22 protein-coding genes and 1 pseudogene are annotated in these 23,538 nt (G+C 59.5%); 5 read left to right on the top strand and 18 right to left on the bottom strand.

What is annotated here, in order from left to right; translation table 11 throughout:
• Window positions 1–127 precede the first annotated feature (127 nt).
• From NT26_RS02975 to NT26_RS02950, 6 genes are all read right to left on the bottom strand, one after another.
• Window positions 128–1,204, bottom strand: coding sequence for an AbrB family transcriptional regulator (locus tag NT26_RS02975; protein WP_052637291.1), 1,077 nt, complete (start codon window positions 1,202–1,204; stop codon window positions 128–130).
• Window positions 1,205–2,659, bottom strand: a complete 1,455-nt coding sequence (locus NT26_RS02970) for an aldehyde dehydrogenase family protein (protein ID WP_052637290.1) — start codon at window positions 2,657–2,659, stop codon at window positions 1,205–1,207.
• Between the two features lie 10 nt (window positions 2,660–2,669).
• Window positions 2,670–4,196 (bottom strand): tripartite tricarboxylate transporter permease, encoded by a 1,527-nt coding sequence (locus NT26_RS02965; protein WP_052637289.1) that lies wholly within the window; start codon window positions 4,194–4,196, stop codon window positions 2,670–2,672.
• Between the two features lie 13 nt (window positions 4,197–4,209).
• On the bottom strand, window positions 4,210–4,677 hold the full coding sequence (locus tag NT26_RS02960) for a tripartite tricarboxylate transporter TctB family protein (RefSeq protein WP_052637288.1): 468 nt from the start codon (window positions 4,675–4,677) through the stop codon (window positions 4,210–4,212).
• A 113-nt stretch (window positions 4,678–4,790) separates the two neighbouring features.
• Window positions 4,791–5,756 (bottom strand): tripartite tricarboxylate transporter substrate binding protein, encoded by a 966-nt coding sequence (locus tag NT26_RS02955; protein WP_052637287.1) that lies wholly within the window; start codon window positions 5,754–5,756, stop codon window positions 4,791–4,793.
• Window positions 5,757–5,831: 75 nt separating this feature from the next.
• Window positions 5,832–7,625 carry a thiamine pyrophosphate-binding protein gene (locus NT26_RS02950; RefSeq protein ID WP_052641791.1) on the bottom strand — a complete coding sequence of 598 codons (1,794 nt, stop codon included), beginning with the start codon at window positions 7,623–7,625 and terminating at the stop codon, window positions 5,832–5,834.
• Between the two features lie 103 nt (window positions 7,626–7,728).
• Between NT26_RS02950 and NT26_RS02945 the strand changes: the two genes are divergently transcribed.
• Together NT26_RS02945 and NT26_RS02940 are read left to right on the top strand one after the other, a co-directional pair.
• Window positions 7,729–9,150 carry a LysR family transcriptional regulator gene (locus tag NT26_RS02945; RefSeq protein ID WP_082077619.1) on the top strand — a complete coding sequence of 474 codons (1,422 nt, stop codon included), beginning with the start codon at window positions 7,729–7,731 and terminating at the stop codon, window positions 9,148–9,150.
• The gene (locus tag NT26_RS02940; RefSeq protein ID WP_052637285.1) at window positions 9,147–10,130 is read left to right on the top strand and encodes an ABC transporter substrate-binding protein; all 984 of its coding nucleotides are present in this window, start codon (window positions 9,147–9,149) and stop codon (window positions 10,128–10,130) included. Before NT26_RS02945 ends, NT26_RS02940 begins: the two co-directional genes overlap by 4 nt.
• A gap of 259 nt (window positions 10,131–10,389) precedes the next feature.
• Here the strand turns inward: NT26_RS02940 and NT26_RS02935 are convergent, their stop codons facing one another.
• From NT26_RS02935 to dctP, 8 genes are read right to left on the bottom strand one after another with little or no spacing between them, the layout of a single operon-like run.
• Entirely contained in the window at window positions 10,390–11,547 is a 1,158-nt protein-coding gene (locus tag NT26_RS02935; protein WP_082077618.1) for a CaiB/BaiF CoA transferase family protein, read from the bottom strand.
• Between the two features lie 52 nt (window positions 11,548–11,599).
• A complete protein-coding gene (locus NT26_RS02930; RefSeq protein ID WP_052637284.1) occupies window positions 11,600–12,400 on the bottom strand; it encodes an SDR family NAD(P)-dependent oxidoreductase in 801 nt (266 codons plus the stop codon).
• Entirely contained in the window at window positions 12,400–13,239 is an 840-nt protein-coding gene (locus NT26_RS02925) for an amidohydrolase family protein (protein WP_244467663.1), read from the bottom strand. The genes NT26_RS02930 and NT26_RS02925 overlap by 1 nt, the downstream gene beginning before the upstream one ends.
• Window positions 13,240–13,270: 31 nt before the next feature.
• Entirely contained in the window at window positions 13,271–13,837 is a 567-nt protein-coding gene (locus NT26_RS02920; RefSeq protein WP_052637282.1) for a carboxymuconolactone decarboxylase family protein, read from the bottom strand.
• Window positions 13,834–14,484 carry a glutathione S-transferase family protein gene (locus NT26_RS02915; RefSeq protein WP_244467662.1) on the bottom strand — a complete coding sequence of 217 codons (651 nt, stop codon included), beginning with the start codon at window positions 14,482–14,484 and terminating at the stop codon, window positions 13,834–13,836. The genes NT26_RS02920 and NT26_RS02915 overlap by 4 nt, the downstream gene beginning before the upstream one ends.
• A 3-nt stretch (window positions 14,485–14,487) precedes the next feature.
• Entirely contained in the window at window positions 14,488–15,795 is a 1,308-nt protein-coding gene (locus tag NT26_RS02910; protein ID WP_052637281.1) for a TRAP transporter large permease, read from the bottom strand.
• A complete protein-coding gene (locus tag NT26_RS02905) occupies window positions 15,792–16,313 on the bottom strand; it encodes a TRAP transporter small permease subunit (RefSeq protein WP_052637280.1) in 522 nt (173 codons plus the stop codon). Before NT26_RS02905 ends, NT26_RS02910 begins: the two co-directional genes overlap by 4 nt.
• Window positions 16,314–16,372: 59 nt before the next feature.
• The gene (gene dctP / locus NT26_RS02900) at window positions 16,373–17,380 is read right to left on the bottom strand and encodes a TRAP transporter substrate-binding protein DctP (RefSeq protein WP_082077617.1); all 1,008 of its coding nucleotides are present in this window, start codon (window positions 17,378–17,380) and stop codon (window positions 16,373–16,375) included.
• Window positions 17,381–17,685: 305 nt separating this feature from the next.
• Here dctP and NT26_RS02895 point away from each other — a divergent pair, with 305 nt between their 5' ends.
• Window positions 17,686–18,651 carry a LysR family transcriptional regulator gene (locus tag NT26_RS02895; RefSeq protein ID WP_052637278.1) on the top strand — a complete coding sequence of 322 codons (966 nt, stop codon included), beginning with the start codon at window positions 17,686–17,688 and terminating at the stop codon, window positions 18,649–18,651.
• Window positions 18,652–19,260: 609 nt separating this feature from the next.
• A complete protein-coding gene (locus NT26_RS02890; RefSeq protein WP_244467661.1) occupies window positions 19,261–20,196 on the top strand; it encodes a DMT family transporter in 936 nt (311 codons plus the stop codon).
• A gap of 129 nt (window positions 20,197–20,325) precedes the next feature.
• On the opposite strand, the gene NT26_RS02885 is transcribed toward NT26_RS02890, so the two are convergent.
• The 3 genes and pseudogenes from NT26_RS02885 to NT26_RS22615 all read right to left on the bottom strand — a co-directional run.
• Window positions 20,326–20,778: an MgtC/SapB family protein gene (locus NT26_RS02885; protein WP_244467660.1), complete on the bottom strand. Its 453-nt coding sequence runs from the start codon at window positions 20,776–20,778 to the stop codon at window positions 20,326–20,328.
• Between the two features lie 242 nt (window positions 20,779–21,020).
• A complete protein-coding gene (locus NT26_RS02880) occupies window positions 21,021–21,329 on the bottom strand; it encodes a response regulator (protein ID WP_082077615.1) in 309 nt (102 codons plus the stop codon).
• A gap of 19 nt (window positions 21,330–21,348) precedes the next feature.
• A pseudogene (locus tag NT26_RS22615) lies at window positions 21,349–21,521 on the bottom strand (IS110 family transposase); the annotation flags it as partial.
• A 65-nt stretch (window positions 21,522–21,586) separates the two neighbouring features.
• Here NT26_RS22615 and NT26_RS02875 point away from each other — a divergent pair.
• A complete protein-coding gene (locus tag NT26_RS02875) occupies window positions 21,587–22,816 on the top strand; it encodes a glycosyltransferase family 4 protein (protein WP_152338563.1) in 1,230 nt (409 codons plus the stop codon).
• Here NT26_RS02875 and NT26_RS02870 read toward each other — a convergent pair.
• Entirely contained in the window at window positions 22,794–23,534 is a 741-nt protein-coding gene (locus tag NT26_RS02870) for a polysaccharide deacetylase family protein (protein WP_244467728.1), read from the bottom strand. The genes NT26_RS02875 and NT26_RS02870 overlap by 23 nt on opposite strands.
• Window positions 23,535–23,538: the final 4 nt, after the last annotated feature.

The raw sequence follows: 23,538 nt of genomic DNA, 5'->3' as shown, positions 1-23,538 counted from the left end.
ACGTACATGATCCTTTCATGTTAAGCGTCCGAACTTGCAGCGGGTCGTGTCTCCTGAGACGCTCGGGCCTGAGATGCATGGCTGTTTTATCCATATTGAAACTTCGCTCCGCCAGGTTGGCCGACCGTCAGGCGCCGCTTCTGTCGATCACCCTTCGAGCCAGCTGTGGAATGACACCCAAAGTGAAGAGGATGCGATAAAAGTGGATCAAGATGACGAACGGCACGCTCAGGTTCAGGGTCAGAGCAATCAGGCTCATCTCCGCCAGACCGCCTGGGACGAATGCCAAGATGATCGCTTCCTTGGGCGTCTCCAATGCCGGAGCAATCAACCATGCCGAGCAAGCGGCAAGCCCTAATACTAACGCGAATGCCGCCAAGGCCAATCCCACGCCTCGCATGAATTCTCGTCCAGCAATCCCAACGAAACCCACGCCGAGGGATGTGCCAATGACCAATTGCGTCAGGCTGAGCATAATCGGAGGGATAGAACCCTCGATCAGGCCTGCCGAATGGAATACGGCACTCACCGACAAAGGCCCCGACACCTCGGGCGCGGGAAAACGGAGCCATGGCCCGATGAATGATCCGATTAGGCCGGCCGCCACCAGCAGGGTCGCACTTCCAAGCGTGAGGTTCACGTCGGATGTTGGGAGTCCTGCTGCGCTGCCGACGCGATGACCGCTGAGCGCCCAGAAAATCAGCGGCATCAGCAATACGATCAGAGAGACGCGCAAGAAGTGCTGCAATGTGACCAGCCGCTCGATGGCACCGGCCTCACGTCCCAACACCGCGGCCTCCACAAAGCCCCCAGGGAACGAGGAAAAGAATGCCGTTGCGCGATCGTAGCCGCCCACATGCCGGAACAGGAGGTATACTACCGCCTGCGCCACCAGCAGAAACAGCGTCACTGCAATCAGCGCCGGCCACCAACCTGGGATCTCTCGCAATATATCTGCGCTGAAGGCAGCTCCTATCATCACGCCGAGCACCGGGAAGAACAAGCTTCGGCTCTTCTGCGGCCATTCCGGCGCCCCCCCCAGTATTTGAATTCCAGATAGGGCCACAAGGCACAAGGCCAGCTGGGCACCGATAAGCCAGGGGAGCGGCGCGCCCACGATCAAGGCTACGAGGCCACCAACGAGACCGATACCTAGCGTTACGGCTTTGCGCACGAGCCGCTTGCCCGAGGGATGCAAGATCATCTAATCGAAGGCCAGATGCAGGTTTTTTTCGCGTGTGAAGCTGAGTAACTCCCCAAGGCTTTCCTCCCGTCCGATGCCGGATTGCTTGACTCCTCCGAAAGGTGCGCCGAGGAAATGCGAACTGGATTTGTTCACCCACACGAATCCGGCGTCGACGAGCCTGGCCAGCCTGTGTGCCCGCGCAAGGTCCTGGGTCCAGATTGAGCAGGTCAGGCCGTAGTCGACGGCATTCACGTGCTCCATCAACGTCGCCTCCTCAGACCATTTGAGAACGGAAAGAACCGGTCCGAATATCTCCTCGCGTGCAATGGTCATGTCTGGGGTGACATCGGCAAAGATCGTCGGTTGGATGAAATTTCCATCGGGATGGCCCCAGACCTGCGCGGGCTCACCCCCATGGATTAGCCGGGCGCCCTCGGCCTTTGCTATCTCGATAAATTTTAGGATCCGGTCGTACTGGCGACGACTTATCACCGCGCCCATGGTTGTCTCCGGATCCGTTGGGTCGCCCGGGATGAATTCACCCGCACGTGCCACGACTCGCTCCAGTACAGCATCGTAGATGTCGGCATGTACGAAAGCGCGGCTGGTTGATCCGCAGGACTGCCCGCACCAGGCAAAGTTCATTCCCGCAATTATCCCGGCCGCGGTCTTGTCGAGATCCGCATCCGGGCAGGCAATCAAGGCATTCTTGCCCCCTAACTCCAGCAGTACCGGCTTGATCGTCGCCGCCGCACCGGTCATGACCGCACGTCCGGTTGGGACTGACCCAATCAAACCAACCATTGCCACCTTGGGATGCGAAGCCAGTAGTGCTCCCGCTTCGGCCCCGCCATTCACTACATTGAAGACGCCTGGTGGTAGTATCCCCTCGATCAACTCAATGAACCGGAGAACCGAAAGAGGTGCCTGTTCGGCGGGCTTGAGCACGAGCGTGTTGCCAGCGGCCAACGGAGCGGCCATCTTGGCACCGCAGAACATCAGCGGATGATTGAAGGCGACGATCCGCCCCACCACGCCGTGAGGCTCACGCACCGTGAAGTTGATCGCATTGGGTCCCATCGGGATGCTGTCGCCCTTCATTTCGGTCACAAGCCCCGCAAAGAAGTCGAGCAGGTCGGCCGCAATATCGACATCCCGTATCATCGCTGCCACCGGATTACCGCTCTCTGCGGCGTCCAGAAGTGCTAGATCCTCGCGGTTGTCGCGCATCACCTGGGCAATCTGGCGTAACGCCTTTGCGCGCGTCAGCGGCGGCGTGTCGCGCCATTCAGGAAAGGCGGCATAGGCAGACCGGATTGCGGCTTCCATGTCATCCGCGTCGCCAACAGCCACCTCGCCGTAGGTTTCACCCGTGGCCGGGCTTGAACAGGTTCGACTTCCGCCGGCCAATGGAAGGTGCCAGGCACCTCCATAGTACAGGCTGCGATTTGAGGGGAGGATGGGTCGTGTCACGGGAACTTCCTTAGACGAGGGCACTTGTGCCTGATGCGGCATTTCGGCGTTGCCCACGCCAGATGATGCGCAAGATGATGAAGAGGGTCAGCAAGACGAAGCCCATGAAGATCGGCCGTGTCAGCAGTGCCTCTGGACGACTTCCATACAGTAGGACCGTCTGGCGAACCGCCTCCTCCAGGGCCCTGCCGAGGGCAAAGCCAATGATGAAGGTAGCAAACGGGTAGTCCAACTTGCGCATAAAGTAGCCGACCACGGAGAACACCAGCATCACCGCGACTGCAAACATGGTATTGCCGTTTGAGTAGGCGCCCGCGAGGCAGATCGCCGTCACGATCGGCAAGATGACATTCTTCGGCACGTTGATGATCAGGGCAAACAACCTCAAGCCCACGTTACCGATGGAGAAGTTGATGAAGTTTGCCATCATCATGGCTGCGAAGATGCCATAGACCAGCTGACCGTGATCCTTGAAGATCATGGGCCCTGGCGTCACCCCATGAATGAGAAAGGCGCCGATTAGAATCGCCGCAGAGAGGCTTCCCGGAATGCCAAGCGCGAGCAGTGGGATCAGATTCGCGCCGTTGACCGCGCTGTTCGCAGCCTCGGTTGCGGCGATCCCCTCCAGCTTGCCCTTGCCAAACTCGTCTGGCTTGTCAGATGCGCGTTGAGCTGCCCCGTAGCCGAGGAAGCCTGCGACGATGGCGCCGATCCCTGGCAGTGCGCCCACGCCCGTTCCTATCAACGCTGACCTCAGAAGTGTCCTTCGACACTCCCAGAATTCCGCCCAGCTGACATTGCGGTCTTCGGCCGGAAGCGATTTGGAAAATGCGGATATCCGCTTCGACGGCACCTCGCGTCTTAGAGCGAATGCTTCGATCTGGATCAGTATCTCAGACAAGGCGAGCAGGCCGATCGTCATCGGGATCAGAGGCACGCCCTCAATCAGTTCTGGGATACCGAATGTCATTCGTGGCTGCGCCGTTTCGATGTCCAGGCCAACGCAGGCAACGAAAGCTCCCGCCGTGGCTGCTATCAGCCCACGCAAGAGGGAATTGCCCGCCAAACCTGCAATGATTGTCAGCGAGAAGGCGAAGACCGCCGCAAGTTCGGGCGGCCCCATCCTAAGCGCCAGAATGGCCATCGGCGCAGCAACAGTGAATAGTACAATGTCGCTAAACGTATCCCCAGTGAAGGAGGAGTATAGCGCCATCTTGAGCGCCTTCAGCCCCTTGCCCTGCTTCGCCAAGGGATAACCGTCGAAGGCAGTTGTTGTGCTTTCGGGGGATCCCGGCGTGTTCAAAAGGATTGCGGAAATCGCTCCGCCAAACGCGCCACCCTTCGCAATCCCGACCAGAAAGGCGATAGCAGACAAGGGATTCATGTAGAAGGTCAAGGGGACAGCAACAGCCAACGCCATCGGGGCATTCAGGCCAGGAATGGCCCCCACTATGATCCCCAGGGCGACCCCAGCTGCAATGTGCAGGATGTTGATCAGTGTGAAGGCATCCACAATGCCCGCAAGGATGGTATCCATCTGATGTGCTATCCTAAGCTGGCAGGTAGATGATGAAGAAGTATCGGAAGATCAGGTAGATCACGGCGGGTGCGATGAACACCATTAGCGGCAGCTGCAGCAGGGTACGCCGCACGCTCCCCATCGCCACTCCGGCTGCCGCGATGATGAACATCGCGGCCACGATGTAACCGACCTCCCGCATCAACAGATACGCGACCATCAGCACGATTGAAGCGGCGCCGATGAAGGCAAGCTCTGGCAGTCTTATCGGCAACATTGCGGCTTCGGTGTGCGGTGCCCTGCGCCAAACCGAGATCAATTGCACTGCCAGCAGCAGGGCCGTCAGGATCAAGAGAAGTCGTGCTATCAGGCGTGGAAAGAAGTCCGGCGCAAGCCCACCCCAGGACTGGCTCCCAATCTGATCCGGAATGATGAGAAAGTAGAGCACCAACCCAAACACCAGCAGAAAGCCGGCCGACAGAATGTCGGATAATCGCATGATGTTCCTCCGCTTGTATGCGATGGCGCGCCCTCCAGCGCGCAATCGCTCTCGGCTGCGCATTTGTCCTTGCGACCCGCCGGCAGCGACGCCGACTGGTCGCAACCCGACATCTACTTCTTGGTGTCTTCAGCCAGCATGGCATCCAGATACGGCTTTACCTGCTTCGACTGCATGCGCAGGTATTCCGTCGTATCTTCCGGATTGCGATAATCGGCCGTAAGGAACATCCTCTCATGGAGGTTCTTCTTCAGTTCCTCGTCCATCGCTGCCTCAACAGCCGAACTCAGCCTCTCCAAAATCTCCGGGGGCAGGCCCTTCGGTGCGGACAGCATGAAGGTGTCCACGAATGCGTAGTCGTAGCCCAATTCGAGCATCGTCGGCACGTCCGAGAAGGTCGCGTTGCGCTTGTATCCGAGTGACAAGAGGGGACGAAGTTCCCCGGACTGAACAAGCGGATGCCATCCCGATGCACCCCATGTCATGTCGGTGTGGCCCCCAAGAACCTGTTGAATTCCGGCACCCCCGCCCTGAGTGGGAATGACGTCGATCTTGATACCTTCCTTCTGCTCCATGGCGATCGCCATCAGTCGCGATACTGCTACCTGAGATGACAGCGACAGCGTCTTCCCCGCCTTTGCGTCGGCGATCAGGTCGTCATAGGTCTTCCAGGGAGAGTCCGCCTTCACGACAAGTGCATCTTCGGGATACGAGACAGTCGCAATGTGGTCGAGCGAATCCATCTTGTAAGGGAGCTCAGGGTTATAGACCGGTGACAGGACATAGGCGGCGCTGGCGCCCATTCCGATCGTGTAGCCATCAGCAGGCATGTTCATCAACGTTGCAGCCATGACAGCACCGCCGCCGCCCGGCTGCTGTACCGCCACGATCGGAACGCCCAGTTCGCGCTCGAGGTTCTGAATTAGGAGGCGCGCCGTCGTGTCCACGGCACCGCCCGGTGCAAAGCCAATGTACATCGTGATCGGCTTTTCAGGGAATTCAGCAAGCGCCACGCCTGCCGTCATCGTCATTGCGGCCGCCAAGCTGAGCACCCGTTCTATCATCTGACGTCTGTTCATGATTCTCTCCTCCAAAATCATTTTTCTTCCATCCTCAGCACCGCATTCAAGCGCGGCACTCCTCCCCGCAAGCCATCATCCCGACGGCTTGATTCCAAAGTCGCCGGCGTAACCCGCCTCGACCCTTGCATCGATCAGGTAACAACCGCCCGCCGCAACCGCGGCGGCGCCTCGGCTGAGCGCCGCACGCAGATCAGCCAGCTTGCGGACCGGACCTTCGGCTTGGAAACCCTGCGCTCTCGCCATAGCGACGATGTCGACCTCTGGCTGATTGAGACGCTGTCCAATCCATCGGTTCTCCACCGGCCGCCCTCGGCGCAAGGCAACCCGTTCCTGATGCAGTTCATCATTGAAGTATGAGGTGTTGTTTGCGACTATGACCAAGAGCGGCAGGCGCATATGGGCGGCGGTCCAAAGGGCGTTGATGCCCATCAGCGTGTCGCCGTCTCCCAGGACGGCGGTCACCAACCGGCCGCTGTTGCGCAAAGCCAAGGCGGCCCCGACCGCGGTTCCAGGCCCGATCCCGACCGCACCGCCGCCATCCTTGCCGAGATAGGCCAATGGGTCGTTGAAGCGGCTGGCCGCGCGGGGCCAGCCCAGGGGCAGCTTCACATAGGTCACCGCCTGCTCGTCGGACAACGCCCGCACCGCCAGCGCGAAATCTCCCAGCGCCATGCAATCGGCTCGGTCGCCTAATGGGGCACCCGGCAGATAGGTAGTCCAGTGCGCTCCCCCGAAATCCCATGCCGTCTGGTGAGGCTCAGCTCCGAACGTCTCAAGCAGTTGGGCAGCAAAAGCGTCCGGCCCAGCGAGCGCCGGCACGTCTACCGCCGCCAATGCCTGGTGGTCCATGGACCAGCCATTCGCCAAGAAAGTGTCTAGCGAAGCATGAACGACCGTCTGTGCAACCGGTTTCTGTGTTTGTGCGAAGTCCGTGCAGCTACGCAGATAACCAGCCAGATCCATCCAGTCGAAACTGACGATCAGATCCGCCTGGGCCAGGAGTATCCGCTCGGCCTCTGACCGCTGCTCACCGCAGACGGGGAGCAAATGCTGACAATGGTCCGTAGAAAAGGCCGCAGGATTGTGTATCGACGTAAGCACCGCCGCGCCAGAGCGCTCGGCGAGTGCCACTCGGCACTCCCAGTCTTCCGTGGAGCGTGACATCCGCCCAAACAGGAACACCGGCCGCTGCGACCGCCGCAGCAGGCTCGCAACGCGATCTATAGTCTCCTGGGGTGCCACCGGTGCAGGCGCCGCGGCGTAGCGCCTGACGTCGGGCACAGCGATGGGTCCGGCGAGTTCTTCCTCCTGCGACGTCACATCAAGGCAGACGTATGTGGGTCCATAAGGAAGTGTGGTCGTGATCTGGTGCGCGCGCAAAATCGACTCGACGCCAGCTTCCGTCGAAGCGGGCTGGTCGTCCCATTTCACGTAATTCCGAACAAGTGCGCCCTGATCGCGCGAGGTGTGGACCCAATCGATCCAGGGACGGCGGCGGTGCGCATCAACAGGCCCCGTAGCGCCGATGATCACCATTGGAACCCGGTCGCACCAGGCGTTGTAGATGGGCATAGCGGCATGCATCAGCCCAACATTGGCGTGGAGGCCGACGGCTATTGGCAAATCGGTCGCGCGGGCATAGCCATCGGCAATTGCTACAGCGTGCTCTTCGTGCAAGCAAAGCACGATCCGAGGATTCTCGTTACCAAGGTGATTGACAAGGGAGTCATGCAAACCGCGAAAGCTGGAGCCGGGGACCATTGCAAAATATGGCAGGTCTAGCGCCTGAACTGTTTGCGCTATCACGTCGCTCCCGAAAACCTGGTCCGAAGCAGCGCTGGCCACCGGCCGCTCGATCTTGTCCATTGGATCCGCAATTCGCGGAATCCCCACTCTGACATCATCCATTCGGGTGACATCCTCCTGTGTTCAGCATTCGTCTTGGTACAGCCAGTGATCTTGCCGAACTATGGGCGCCGCGGAGGTCGAGGGGAAATGCGTAGCGGTGGTCGCTGTATGCGTTTTGCTTATACCGCCCTTTACGCACCGGACCGAGATGGCGCACTGTCACCCAGTGCCGACGACGTACGAGGGGGTCGCGGGACATCCATTTCCATCGGGCTGTGATCAGCCGCGGTTACGCAAGATCCAAGGAGGAAGCCCCCTGACGAGCCTTAGAAAGCTCAGGACCGTTCTCTATGCCGCGGAACTGGGACAAGTGTCCGCGGCAGCGCGGGCATTGAATATCTCCCAGCCTGCGGCCTCGCGAGCTATCCTCTCGGTTGAGAAAATGATCGGCACGCCACTGTTCCAGCGTGGAACATCGAGGCTGACGACGACCGAACAGGGCATGGCCCTTTGCCGCCGAACGCGTCGCGCCCTTGATCATCTTGAAACCGCAGATGCGGCAGTCACCCCGGCACCGGATGCAGCCCGGCGCCTCATCTCCGCACAAACGTCCGAGAATGAACTCCAAGCAGTGATCGCCATAGCAGAGTGCGGCACCATCACCGCAGCGGCTCGCCGGGAGGGCCTGTCACAGCCCGCTTTGACGCGTTCCCTGCGCAAGCTCGAGAACAGGGTTGGGCAAGCCCTCTTCCACCGCACTACTGAGCGCATGCGCTTGACCCCGGCTGGCGAAACACTCGTGCGGCGGGCCAAGCTCGCCTTCTCGGAACTGCGCCACGGGTTTGAAGAAGTGGCGCTAATTCAAGGTGCACGGGGCGGCGAGCTTCGCCTCGGAGCGCTGCCCCTGACACGGGCACGGCTTGTGCCTTTTGCAATTGATGCTGTTCTGACAACCTTTCCCGAAGCCCGGGTCTCAGTGGTTGATGGTACTTACTCATCGCTCGCTACCAGCTTGCGCAATGGGGATATCGATATGATCGTCGGCTCCATTCGTGCGGCTCCCCCTGGTACTGACCTAAGCAGTCAGTGGCTTTTCGATGACTCCATGGTGGCCGTCGCGCGGACCGGCCATCCCTTGGCCGGCAACGCTGCTCCCAGTCTTGCCGCCTGCCTCAGGCACGATTGGGTGCTGCCGCTGCCGGGAGTGCCGCTCAGAATGGAGTTCGAGGCGCTGATCGACTCGGCTGGACTGCCGCGACCCGGGCACGTGATCGAAGCCGACTCCTTGGCCATCGTCCGAACCCTACTCCTGGGCAGCGATCGTCTTGCCGTCGTGTCGCATCATCAAGTCCACTATGAAACGTCGGCCGGTCAACTTGTCGTACTGCCAGTGGATTTCAGCGCCGCCGTACGGCCTGTCGGCTGGACCGTTCGCCGCGACTACATTCCGACATCGCTGATGCAGGCGTTCCAGCAAGAACTGCGCCGCGCGGTCTCCAGGATCACTTCAACTGACAATCACCATACAAGGGACATGATATGACGAAACTTCGACTCTCTCTCGCGGTTGGCAACTACGATCGCACTCGCGCCCTGGTCGACGGACGTGTACAGATAGATGGGGTTGATCCCGTTGTGCACCTGCTCTCTCCGGAGGAGATCTTCTTTCGTGCCTTTCGGTCGGAGGATTTCGACATTTGCGAGCTGTCCATGTCCAGCTTCACCGTGAAGACGGCGCAGGGCGCTTCTCCCTATGTCGGGATTCCAGCATTCTTGTCGCGTGCCTTCCGCCACACCTCCATCGTCGTCAGGCGTGACCGCATAGCTGCGCCGGCAGATTTGAAGGGAAAGCGTATTGGCGTCCCCGAATACCAATTAACTGCCTGCGTCTGGGCCCGTGCCATCCTAGCCGAGCAGGGTGTATTGCCTGAGGACGTAATTTGGGTTCGTGGAGGGCTCGAGGAGCTGGGCCGCCCCGAAAAGATAACCATCTCTTTCCCCTCCAGCGTCAAGATCGAGAGTGCGCCTGGTGACAAGTCCCTTTCACAGATGCTGGCTGCGGGTGAGATCGACGCCGTCATCGCGCCGCGCCTGCCATCGTGTTTCGGGGCAGATGCAACTGTCGGCTGGCTCTACGATGATCCGATCGCCGAGGCGAGTGCATGGTTCGAGAGAACGGGCATCTTCCCGATCATGCACATCGTCGGGATTCGTCGCGCACTTGTCGATGAGCATCCATGGTTGCCCATGTCAGTATTCAAGGCGCTGAATTCAGCCAAGGCCGTCGCTCTTGATGAGCTAACCGACACCTCTGCGACCAAGGTCACGCTGCCGTTCGTGGAGGAGCAACTCGCCCGCGCCCGGGCCTTGATGGGTCGGGATTTCTGGTCGTACGGGCTTCAGGAAAACCTACCTACCTTGATCGCTTTCCTCGAAGCACATCACAAGCAGGGGCTCTCGTCGCGGCTGGTTTCGCCCGAAGAGCTGTTTCACCCTTCTACCTTCGAGGCTTACAAGATCTGACATGAGGATGCTCGGGGATTCGAAGGAGGCGGGACCTGCGTCCCGTCAGAATGCCTCGAAGCGGTTAGCAACATGGTGCTAAGGGCGTGACAAATTTGGGGACGGTTGTCGAAGGGCTAACGGCAGGGAATCAGAATTTCCCGGTGATAAGGTGCTGGCCGATTGAACAGAGTGGCTGAAGCGGGAGGCGTGCGAGCGAGATCAAGAGAAGCGGGAAATATGGGGCAAGACAACTGCAATCCTCATGGTCAGATATTTCTCAACAGTGAGACTGTTCCTTTCCCACCCACTGCCTGATTTCTTCACCGTGTTCGTCAACCCGCGGCGGCGCGCGATCGATTCTTGGATTGCACCCTGATAATAGGAAGGCTGTCCCAGGTAGCCTTACAGCGCCAATGGGCGACGCCAAATCAACGCTCAGCAATGCTGCCCGGGGAGACAGCTGTGGGTCATCAAGCGCTTCTTTGAGATCTCGGACCCGGCCCGCTGGCACCCTGTGGGAGCGCAGAAACTCCTCCCACTCGGATGCTGCTCGCGTCAAAAATATGTCTCGCAATACCTTTCCTTCGCGTTCAGCATCATCAACGCTTTGCTGCAGGCTGCCTTTAATCATCTCTGGACGTCCCAACGCAGTCCAGAGCCGACGCTGCTGGCGCAGATTTCCCGCACCCAACACCAAGACGCCCGCTTTCGTCGCATACGTGCCAAGTCCAGCCATCGGAAAGCGATTGCCGTTTGGGCGCGGCTTCAGGCCTCCAACCGTCAACGCACTGATGTGCGAGCCCATCAACATGAGCGATGCATCGAACATCGCCAGATCCACATGTTGCCCACGCCCCGTCCGCTCCCGCTGAAACAGTGCAGCTGAGATTGCAAATGCAGCAATGTAACCGGTAGCGTAGTCGACCACGGGAGCACCAGCTTTCAGAGGGGCGACCTCTGGTGTTCCGGTCATCGCCATCATCCCCGAGATGGCCTGAAATACATTATCGTAACCCGTCTCTTGCGCGCGAGGCCCGGTCTGTCCGAAGGCGGAGATCGAACAGTAGACAAGACGAGGGTTGATACGGCTCAGTTCATCGTAGCCGAAGCCGAGTTCGGCAAGAGCTCCGGGTCTGAAATTTTGCACGAAGACATCGGCATCGCGCAACAGGGCATGCAGCGTCTCCTGTCCCTCCGACGATTTGAGGTCGAGCGCGATAGACCGCTTGTTCGATCCCTGGGCAAGGAAGGCGGTACCCATCGCGGCTGCGTTCAGTTCCCGGTCGGCCCCCTGAAGCCTGGACTGATCGGGATCGTCGGGTCGATCGATGCGAATGACGTCGGCTCCCAAAAGCCCCAGCTGGTAGGCTGCGAAAGGTCCAGCCAAGACGTGTGTCGCATCAATAACGCGAATGCCTTCAAACGCTCTCGCCATTGTCCTTTCTCCTCAATCCTGACCGGACTGTTGCGTCGGTGCCAGCTGCGGATTAATCGCAGCGCACGCTCATGCCGCCGTCGACCACGATCTCTGTGCCCGTTACAAATCGCGCTTCGTCCGATGCCAGGAAAAGTGCTGCGTTCGCAGTGTCCCGGCCGTCGCCCATCCAGCCCAAGGGGATGCGTCTCACGCGCGACGCAAGAAGCGCATCGACATCGCCCGCTGCACGCTGACCGGCAAGACGCGTTTCCACCATGGGGGTATGCAATTGCCCCGGCACGACCGTGTTCACGCGGATACCCTTTGGTGCGAACTCGACTGCGGTCACCTTGGAGAACTGGATTATGGCCGCCTTCGCAGAGGCATAGGCCACCTGTGGAGATCCAGTATAGCGCAATCCAGAGGTAGAGGAGACGTTGACGATAGCACCGGACCTCTTTGCTTCCATCACCGGAAGGACCGCTCGGCAGGTCAGGAAGACGCTTTTCAGGTTGAAGTCCAGCTGCCGATCCCAGACGTCCTCCTCCAGAGCTGCCGCACCGCCTTTCGCCGAGCCGCCGACGTTATTGACGAGGATGTCGATGGCGCCAAAGCGCTCCTGGCATGCCGAAACCATGGCCTCGACCGCACTACGGTCTGTTACGTCGCAAAGATAGGGCTCTATCTCGCCGCCAACTTGGCGCGTGCGCTCCAACGTCTCTGTCATCGTCTCCATGCGCAAATCAACGGCGAAAACCCTTGCCCCTTCTTCAGCGAAGCGAACGCAGGTAGCGCGACCATTGCCCCAGCCAGGACCGACGCAGCCTGCACCGGTGACGATCGCAATTTTTCCTTCAAGACGGCGAGCCATCAGATGTTCTCCTTGAAGCCGTAGAGACGGGCGGGGTTATCGACGAGAAGCGCCCTCATCAGGTCGGCGGTCGGGGCGATCTGCGGCAGCAGATCGAAGAGGTCGCCATCATCCGGCGGCGCAGCGCGATAGTTCGGGTGGGGCCAGTCAGTCCCCCAGACCACTCGATCGGAGAAATGCTCAACCAGTTCCCGTGCGAAAGGTGTCGCATCGGCATAAGGTGGATCCTGTCGCGAGGCACGCTCGCTGCCCGAAACCTTGCACCAGACATAGTCATGGTCGAGCAGCCGCAGCAGCGCCTCGAATTGCGGCTGATTGCGTCCGCGAGAGGCGTCGATCCGTCCCATATGGTCGATCACGACGGGAACCGGCAGACTGGCAAGCACGGGCGACATCGGCTCGATCAACTGGTCTTCCATGTGGATCTGCAAGTGCCATCCGAGATCGGCAAGCTTCGGCGCAAGTGCGCGCAGTTGCGCTTCGTCCGCACCATGCGCAAGATGGCTCATGTAGTTGAAGCGCAGGCCACGAAAGCCTTTCGTATCGAGTACCCGCAAATCGGCCAGCGTTACGTCTGCCGGCGCAAGGGCGACGCCGAGATAGCGCCCAGGGCGGGCGGCAATCGCGTCAACGACGACGCTATTGTCGAAACCATGGCACCCCGACTGCACGATAACGCAGCGCTCGATCCCCATCTGGTCGTGGAGGGCAAACAGCGCTTCCTTTGGTGCCTCAGCAGGCTTGAAGCCGCTATCGTCGGCGTAGGGAAAACGAGCGACCGGCCCGAAGACATGGCAATGGCAGTCGGTTGCGTTCTTCGGTAGGCGGACAGTGGTCATATGTGGCTTCTGGTGCCATGTCAGAACTGGATCAGGCATTATCGAGCTCCGGCGCCCCACCGCCTTGGGGAGGGATGCTAAAGATATTGATGGTCAGGGAAATCAGCGTGTAGTAGCCGAGGAGGCCAACGAGATCGACGAGCCGCTGCTCGCCCAGCACGTCGGCGGCGCGGGCATAAAGCGCATCGTCCAGCCGGCGGTTCTCGTGGGCCGCGCGTGCGACGTCGTGAACGACCTCCAGTTCCGGATCATCGAAGACTGGCCGGTTATCCGTTCGGATGGCGTCGATGATGTCGGGCGCGATACCTGCGGCAAGAGCGGGCCCCTTGTGCGCCTGCCACTCATATTCCGAGCTGAAGACGCGTCCTGTGATGAGGATCGCGAGTTCGGAGAGATGCGGTGCAAGACTCGTATCGTAACGGCAGTAGCGACCGAGATCCTGCGCCCGAGCCGCAAGTTCCGGCCGATGCAGCCAAACAGCCAGCGGGCCACGCACTCCGCCGCGGGGACCGGCGCTGATCGTGTCGTGGATCTGACGCTGCTGCTGCGAGTAGAATTGCGGGTCAGGTGCGCTGAGGCGCTGTGGCGGCCAATTCATGCGGCTTTGCTTTCTGTCTGTTGGAAGGCGGGTACTGCGGCGGAAAACTGATTGAGCCAGGCCACAAGGTTCGGATGGGTATCTCGCCACTCCACTGGCTGGCGCCAATCGAGGTAACCCAGCGCACAGCCCAGGCCGATATTGACGATATCGATGCGTTCAGTTTGGGGCGGCGCCTGCTCAAACGCGGCAAGCGCTCGTTCGATCTTGCCGCGTTGATGGCCCATCCAGACCTCTGACCTTTGACTTGGTTCGCGGAAACGGTCCTCGTAAACCATCAGCAGGGCGGCCTCCGCGATCCCGTCTGCGAGCCGGGCCCGGGTCAAGGCGCGGCTACGCTCGAGTGGCTGCGAAATGCCGGGCAGCAACCTCGCGCCACCCGCCAGCAGATCGAACAGCTCAAGAATAACGCCGCTGTCGTAGAACGCCTCCCCAGCGATCAGCAGGCAGGGCATCTTGCCGAGCGGGTTCTGGCAACGCAGGTCGTCGGCTGCATCCCTTGTATCAGCATCGCGGCGAATGATCCGCCCGCTGAGACCGAGTGCCTGGGCCGCGATGCGCACCTTTCGGCCGAATGGAGAGGTGATCGTCGAGCGCAGCACAATTGGGACCGACGGGTCGTTCCAAAGTAAATGCAGATCCGTCACGGCCTACATCCTCGAAGGAAGGAAGAGGGCGATCTGCGGCACGAGATACAGCAGCACCAGCATTGCAAATCCCGCCAGGACGAACGGGACCAGGCCGCGGAAAACATGCTCCAGCTTGACGCGTCCACCGGATGCCGCCTGAACGACGAAGCAGTTGATACCGACGGGAGGTGTTACAGCGCCAATCTCGACCAGCAGAACAACGAAGACGCCGAACCAGATAGGATCATAGCCGAGATCCATCATGACGGGATGCGTGATCGGCAATGTCACGGCGAGCAGCGCAGGCGCATCCATCATCATACCAAGCGCGAGGTAGATGATCGAGATCAGCACCACGACGACCCAGGGCGCCACATCAAGCCCCGTCAGAAAGCCGCCCAGAGCGTTCGTTACCCCCGAAAGCGCAAGGAACTTCGAGAACAGGAGCGCGGAAATCAGGATCGCGAAGATCATGGCGGAGGTGCGGACCGTCTCCATGAGCGTCTCGCCCAGCTTGACACCGCGCAGACCGCGATGGCGCAAGATTGCCAGCAGGAAGGTCAGTCCGGCTCCCACGCCTCCCGCCTCAGTTGGTGTAAAGATGCCGACATAGAGGCCTGCGACGATGCAGATAATGATGAAGACAAGCGGCCCCGCGAGGCGGAGCGACACGATCTTTTCGCGCAGCGAGTAACGCTTACGATCAACGGGAGCGAGTTCGGGGCGGCGCAACACCGTAAGCCAGATCGCCAGGCAAAGCATGAGCGCAAAGACAATACCCGGGATGAAGCCCGCAATGAGAAGCGCGCCGATCGAGCTGTCCGTCAGGATACCATAGACGACGACCAGAGCAGACGGCGGTATCATCACCGCAAGCGTACCCGCAATCGCGATGGACGCAGAGGCAAGGCTCTTGTCGTAGCCCCGATCGAGCATCTGCGGTAAGGCGAGCTTGGTAAAGACCGTCGCGGTCCCGACGGACGAACCGGATGCCGCCCCAAATGCTGCCGCCCCCAGCGTCGTCGAGATCGCAAGCCCGCCCTTGAGATTGCCCATCCACTTCGTTGTCGCTTCGAACAGGTCCTCGCCAAGCCCCGCACGCATGGCAAAGAAGCCCATGAGAAGAAAGAGCGGGATTACCGAGAAGTGGAAGGAGTGGGTTGTCTCGAAGAAGACGGTAGACAGGAGCGCTGTGGCAGCCTTGAAGCCGACCAGGGCCGCCAGCCCAAAGGCTCCCACCAGACCGAGGACGACCATTACGTTGATGCCTAAAAGTATCCCGGCAAAGAGGCACAGGGTACCGATCAGGCCGATCGCTATATTGCTCATGCGTCCTCCGGGAGTTCATGGGGAAGTTGCCGTCCAGATGCGACCCAGAGCGCGTCGATCAGGAACTGCACAGTCAGGAGCGCCATCCCGGCGGAGACGGCATACTTGATAGGCCAGACCGGATATCGAATTGAGCCCCGCTTCATCTCGCCGATGGCGAACGACTTTTCAGCTGAAAGCCAACCCGCCCAAGTCGCCCAGCCGAATAGCAGCGCGCCGGCGAGGAGCGCGAAGATGGTGAGCGCACGCGCTATGGATTCCGGTGCCCGGTCCGTGATCAATGTCACGCGAATATGCCCACCGTGGTATTGGGTGATGGCCAGCGACAGGAAGATGATGAGGGGCAGCGCTCCTTCCGTGAGTTCCAAGGTGCCGGCAATCGGCATATTGAAGCCATAACGGCTCACCACGTTTGCCACGACGAGAACCATCACACAAAAGGCGACGGCGCTCGATATCCAGGCAAAAGTTGTCAGGAGCCAGCCAAAGCCGGTCCGTATGCGAGACAGGGTCAACATGAGACTTGTCCTATTCGACAAAATGCGGGACCGCGGCCAGCCGCGGTCCCAGCTATCGCTCAGAACTGAAGGTCGGAAACAATCTTGTCGACCGGAAGTCCTGCTGCCTCAGCCTTGGCCTGCCACTCTTCGCGAACGGCCTTCACCTTCGGATCTTCGAGGATCGGCTTCAAATGTTCGGCCGGGAACGGCGTGACCGTGACGCCAAGGTCGCCATTCCAGAGATCGCGGACGCGTTTCTCGTCATCTGCGAGCATACGGCCGTATTCGACCATATAGTCCTTACCCAGCTGATCGAGCGTTGCCCGGGTCTCCTCATCCATTCCTTTGTAGGTATCGAGATTGATAGTCAGCAGATGGCCGAAAGACGCCCCGAAGGGGATCTCGATGTAGTACTTGGCAACCTCGTCATACTTGAAGCCACGGGCCAGCGCGGGACCAATAGGTGCGCAGTCGACAATCGAGCGCTCCAGAGCTTCGTAGGTATCCGAGGTTGTAATGGAGACGGGCGTCGCACCCATTGCCTCGATCAGAGCCGGATAGGCGAAACCGTATGAGCGAATGCGCTTGCCTTTCAGATCGTCAAGGGAATCGACCGGCTCTTTGCACAGAAGTCCATAGTTTTCCAAGGCCCGAAAACTGAAGGCATGCAGGTTGTCCTGCGCTAGTTCCTCGGCGAACTGCGGATAGGTGGCATGCCAGTTGACCATTGCCTCGGCGACCCCGGCACTATCAAGCGGCTGCGGAATGAAGAACCCAATCGCGTTATTCAGCGGGAACTGATCGGGAAAATAGGGTGTGACGATGTCCCCCATATCACCTACACCGCTTGCCAATGCGTCGGGAGTTTCACCCACCGCAGCAACCGAGCCGCCCCAGAACATCTGGATCTCATGCTTTCCGCCGGTTCGCTTCTTGAACTCATCCACCAGCCATTGCAGGCTGTTTGCGTGCGCATCATTGGCGCCTTGCGGCTTATAGGTGATGTAGGTGTAGGTTTCCGCATTGGCTGCGGCCGCCCAGAGCACCATGGCAGAGGCCATGGCCGTTAGCTTTGTTAACTTCATTGAAAATCCTCCTTTGCGTCCGGCCTCCCCCGGATAGCTGAAAAATGCCCAAGCTGAGGACGCGACGCAAATACCGAGTTTCTATACTGATCCATACCGTTTCGGCATGGATCAGGTCAGTTTCCTAACGCTTCTCGTGCGGAGGCCATCACCATCTCCGGAATAGACGCAAGCATGATTATCGCTTACGTGCCGATATACCGGCTATATCAGGCCACCTTTTTGACGTCCGCAGCGAGAGGTGCTTTCTGCGAACCCAAAGACAGTCTATGAACATTTCGGTATGGCTTGTTTGGAGGATGCCGATGGACTTGCGCGCGCTGAGATATTTTGTGGCGGTGGTCCGTGCACGTAGCATTTCGGCTGCGGCGGAGGAACTTCACATCGCCCAGCCGGCCATTACGCGCCAGCTTCAGAAGCTCGAGCAGCAGCTCGGCGCGCAACTGCTTGAACGCAGCGGCCGGGGGGTGCAAGTGACCAAAGCCGGGTTCATGTTGATGGAACGGGCCGAGGCGCTTTTGCGCATGGCCGACGACACCCGAGACTACATATCTGGAACCGAGAACATGGCGGTCGGTAACGTCGTGCTTGGCTTACCGCCGATGGCAGGTGCGGCACTCGCCCCACCTATCGTCGATCACTACCTGAAGGTTTGGCCGCAAATCTCGCTTCGACTGCTGGAAGGGAGCAGTCCATCACTGCATGAATGGGTCCTTGACCGGCGGATCGACCTAGCCGTCCTGCACAATCCCGTGTCGCTGCCGGAGCTTGATATCGAGCCCATTTCTTATGAGCAGACAGTTCTGATCGGACCGGGAAAAACGGCGCACGGCAACCTGCCACCGATCAAGAAGTCGATTTCCGTCGGTGATCTCGCCGATATCCCCCTGATCATGCCGGCCTTGCCTCACGCGAACAGGCGCATGCTAGATAACGCGGCAAAGCAATTCGGCGTGCGTCTGCAAATCCGCAGCGAGGTCGACAGCATCACGCTGATCAAGGCGCTCATCCGCTACGGACAAGGCTTTACAGTCACCACCTACGCAAGCGTCCAGCAGGAGGTCGAGAGGGGAGAACTGCAGGCGTACTTTCTTGATCGCCCGCCTTTGATCAGCGTGTTCGCCATGGTCCGGCGCCGTGAAATGCGGGGCTCCTGGTTGACGAATGAGCTGGCACAGACGGTGAAGACTACGCTGACACAGCTGATCGCGACAGGACAGTGGCAAGGCTCACATCGTCGTGGACGAGAGGATGTGGAGCTTCAACATTGACGAGTGCGCTTCGGTGCCTCCTCGTTCAAATTTTCGGGTGAAGTGGAAAGATGCCGCGCACGGCATGCCTAGCAACGCTGCCGCTGTTGACCTGCCCGCACCGAATTTTATCTCGTGCCAAAAGTCGTTGAGACTCGTGCTTTTGCATCTCGCCCCCTCGGCACGCCGCAGAATATCAGGTGGCCTCGGCAATCATCGCCGAGTCAACCTAACTCGACCGCATCACGCCTGCCAATGTCGATCAACGCAAGTGGGCTGGGCGATATGTTCATTTCCTGGCAGCTTGAGCATCTCTAGCAGGTCGGTCTGACATCCAGCGGGTGATGGGATTCGAACCTCTTACCCCGTCGTTCAGCCTCTGTACTCGCTAAAAACTACTTGAGCGGTCAGCTTCTATTTTGCGGAAGGGCTAGTTTTTGGAGCCGAGAGCGGACTGTCCGCTTCCGCGGTGGGATTTCGAGAAGCCGACTTTCAGCTCGGAAATGCGGGGGCGCGAAGAGGAAATCATTTCCGTTGTGAGACTCCCTGTGCGCCTCCCTCGTTATCATTCCACGACAACGCGTGCTCGGGCATTTATCCGCAAGCGTTCGTCTGGTATCTGCTCAGGTCATGCCCCCGCCCGGTCCCTCCCCCGCTCCTGCGCTCTCCAGCGTCCATGCTCAAGGACGTGAGAAGCTGCTTGCTCATCTCGCCATGCTGTTGTTCGCCGCACTCATCGCGGGATCATTCTCGTTTGGCGGCATGGCGGCGCAACATCTGGACGCCGGGCCGCTGACATTGATGCGCTACCTCATGACGGTGGCAGTGATGGGCGTTCTGACGTTCTGGATCATGAGGGTTCCGTTCGCGCTGCCTCAAGCCATCTGGAGATACGCGGTTCTCGGCGGTCTCATTGCAACGTACATGCTCACGATGTTCATCGCGCTGGAGTTCACCAGCCCGGTCCAGACAGGAGCAGTCTTCACCCTCATGCCGCTGATCAGCGCAGGGTTTGCGCTGATGTTCATCGGCCAACGGACTCGACCGGACGTCCTGGTTGCCCTTGTCACGGCAGGTCTTGGTGCCATCTGGGTCATATTTCGCGCCGACGTACAGGCACTGCTTTCGTTCGACATCGGGCGTGGCGAACTGATTTTTCTGGCTGGTGTGATCGGCCATGCAGCCTACGTGCCGCTGCTGAGAAAACTGTCCCGGGGGGAGAACCCCGTATTGTTCGGTTTCTGGATCATCGTGTTCACGGTGCCATGGCTGGTGCCGACGGGTGCACGCGAACTGGTCTCGCTGGAGTTTAGAGCGCTGCCACTGTCGGTGTGGGCCACCCTTGCCTACCTTTCCATCGTGACGACCGCCTTTACCTTCCTACTGCTTCAGTACGCGTCCATGCGTCTACCGGCTGCCAAAGTCCTTGGTTATGGATATCTGACGCCCAGCTTCGTTATCGTACTCGAGGGGCTTCTGGGGCACGGGTGGGCTGCTCCAGCGGTCATCCTCGGCGCCCTCGTGACTGCGGCAGGACTCATAGTCATGGGCGTTCTGAAGGACTAAAGCATCCCTCCCCCGGAGATGTCACAGGCGACCATTAAATGGTGAAGCGGGAGGCATTTGCCTTCGAAGCACCTAATCCGGCTTCTAGGTCGTAGCTGACGGAGTGCGATATCGGGACGATGTATCTGCTCAACTTGGATCAGACTCGTTCGGGCCTGATTTCTTCGCGGACAGCTTTGGAAGCATAGCGGGTACTGCCGCGAGAATGATCAAGACCACGAAGGTTGACAGGACGGCGGTCGCTTCCAATCCCAGACCCGCTATCACTCCGATCCCGGCCGTCGCCCAAATGTTCGCTGCCGTCGTCAAACCCTCGACCTCCCGCCGCGCTGCACGAACCATGATCGCGCCCGCACCGAGGAAGCCGATTCCTTGCACAATGCCCTGCAGCACGCGGGACAGATCTCCGATCTCCATGCCGCTTTGCAAAGGACCTAGTACGAAAAGTGCTGCACCGACGGCCACCAGCATGTGCGTCCGGACGCCTGCGCTTCTTCCCTTCAGTTCGCGCTCGTATCCAAGGATCCCGCCGAGCACCGCCGCAAGTGCCAGGCGCACCGTGATGCGTGTAATGGTAGACACGTCTGGAACATCCGAGAACTCACTGACCAGCGTTGACCAAATCTCCGCTCCCACGGCAGCATCCTCATGTTGTTTTGTAAGCTCGCAGCGACGCTGCAGTGCCATCCGTTAACCGGGTTGGCAAGTGCAGGTTGCTGCACCCGCCGGGATGGACATCCCGATCCTGACTGGTGGTGAATTTTCTTTAGACGAACGGCAACTTGATCAACGTTGAGCAATGTTCGCACCTCACGCCGCCTGAGCTAATGGTTCAGCACAGCTTTCAGCGCCGCCCTTAGTTGCTCCACCCCATGGCGTTTCGTCAACAAAGCTGTGCGTGACGCATCTTCCAGCACGAGGCCAGGGGCTGCTCCTGTCGCGAGAACCAACCCAATCTGCGGCCAGCGTCGACGCACGTCCCGACAGCAATCCTCGCCTGACATCCCAGGAAGTCCAAGATCGGTCACAACAATATCGACCTCCTCTCGCTCCAGGATCGGGAGTGCCTCTTCCACCGAGCCCGCTTTAGAGAAGTCATACTCCAGCTCCTCTAGCATACTGGCTGTCGCCATGCAGATCAGCCCGTCGTCCTCGCTTAACGAATGGTTGGACGTAAGACGCCGGCATCAGCCGAACCTCGTGACCCAGCCCCCTAGAGTACCAGGGTCTAGTGGTGTCCACTCGCGCATGCTTCGATTCCGATCAGGCAAGGCGGCGGCAAATGCGCTGAAGAAAGCGACGACCTCGTCACGTCGCAGCTTTCGAATCGGCAAGGGGTGTTGCTGACGGCAATTTCCCGAAAACGCAAAGCATACCTACTCTTGACGGGGTGGAAGGCGGCCTTATAACACGTTCACCCTCAGTTCAGGTGCTAGTCATCCTACAGCAGCGCCCTCACCCCAACCGTCAGCATGATTTAACCCGCTCTGGGCCAAAACGAGTTGCCTTGGTCAGCGATTGGTGTCTGCCCCGCCAAGGCGGGATCGAGATGCATCTCCTTGCCCTGGCCAAGAACTTGCAGCAACAGGGCATCGAGCCCGTGATCGTAACAAGCTTTCCTGGTCCGCCTGAGATCGACGGAGTGCCGATAGACCGCATCGATTGCTTCAGACTACCCATAGTCGAGCTTGCGGCGTCGCCACAACTGGTCGGAAAGCTCCGAGACAGTTTTGCTGAGGGTAGGTATGATACCATTCACATTCATCCCAGCATCGTCGCACCCTTGTGCCTTGCGGCCGTGCCGGCGGCACGGTTCCTCGACTTGCCGATCGTGGTCACCTTTCACTCGGTCATGCGGAAGCTTCCGCTCCTGCTGTCTGTCATCGAGCGAGCGACCGGCTGGTGCAAGGGCAGATTAATTCTCTCCGCGGTCAGTAATCTCGTCGCCGGCCAGATACGCACAGCGATGCCGAAAGTCCCAGTGCGGGTTCTACCGAACGGCTTCGAGCACGGCCTCTGGCACGCTGAAGGACTGCGGCGCGCGCAGGGCGGGGGGCAACTGCGGCTTGTTTCGGCCTTGCGACTACAGCCGCGCAAGCGGTGCATCGCACTCGTCGATGCCTTCGCTGAAAGTGCCGCGGAAGCTTCCAGCAGACGTATCGACCTTACGCTGACGATCGCCGGAGATGGGCCGCTGCGCGCTCGACTTGAGCAGCGTATCGCAAAAACAGGACTTCAGGACCGGATCCTTTTGGCGGGGTGGCTTTCGCGCGAGGAGCTGAGATCGCTTTACGCAGAAAGCTCTCTTTTTGTGATGCCGTCTCTCAAGGAAGCGTTTTGCATCGCCGCACTGGAAGCAAGAGCAGCCGGCCTACCGGTGCTTGCCATGGAAGGGACCGGCATCGCGGACTTTGTTCATAGCGGAGTTTCGGGGATTCTTGTAAAGAACGACATGGAGTTAGCAGGCGAGATTACGGCGCTCGCGGCAGACCCGCAGAGGCTGCAAAAGCTTGCCATGGCCGATCCTGGTCTCGCCCGTTACGATTGGCAGGCGCTGGCGGCGGAACACATCGCGCTTTACCGCGAGAGTCACGGGTTCAGTTCCCCTTCGCCTCCCTGAAGTCTTGCACCAGCCGAAAAGCCGCCCCGGCATCCCGCAAAACACGGATAACATCGCGAAGATCCCGAAGCGCAGGATCTCCCGTCCGAAATCGACAATCGACGCGGATCGGATGTCGCGTCAGATCAACGAATTCCCAAGGATGCACGAATAAAACAACAGGGCTCCGCAACCACCTCAACAATGGGTCTCGTACGAAGGACGGCAATCGTAGGATACTTGACGTCGCGGAAACGGGAAGACGCTGCACGGTCGGTGCAGACGTATTCGGTTTGTCGCAGAATTTGTACTTGGCGCGCGAAGAGTCAGTCCTGATGCCATCTGCCGCTAGCAAGGGGAGAAACCTTTCAGGCAGCTGGAGGTAAGGTGCGCGAAAGGACGTGACCGGAGCGAACTTGCGCAGCAGCGAATTCGTGTAGGCCACCTCAAACATTGCGCGCTCCTCATCGAAGGTTCTGAACGGATGATGGCTAAAGCCATGGCAGCCGATCTCGTGCCCGTTCTCGACAAGGCATTCTACCATCTGCGGATAGCGAGAGGCCGTGTCCCCGGTAACAAAGAAAGTTGCAAGCACTTTCTCCTCCGTGAACAGGTCGATCAGCTTCGGCATCCCTTCCTCGATGCCGCGCCAGGTCCACAGATAGGGCGGGCAGTCCGGTTCTACATCGACCGAAAGGTATACTTCTATTTCCTTGGACGAACCCTCACGCGCTTCCATGTCG

It is taken from the genome of Pseudorhizobium banfieldiae (assembly GCF_000967425.1).
Lineage (GTDB): Bacteria > Pseudomonadota > Alphaproteobacteria > Rhizobiales > Rhizobiaceae > Neorhizobium > Neorhizobium banfieldiae.
Note: the sequence above shows the minus strand (reverse complement) of the source record. Positions and strands in the feature narration are given on the sequence as shown.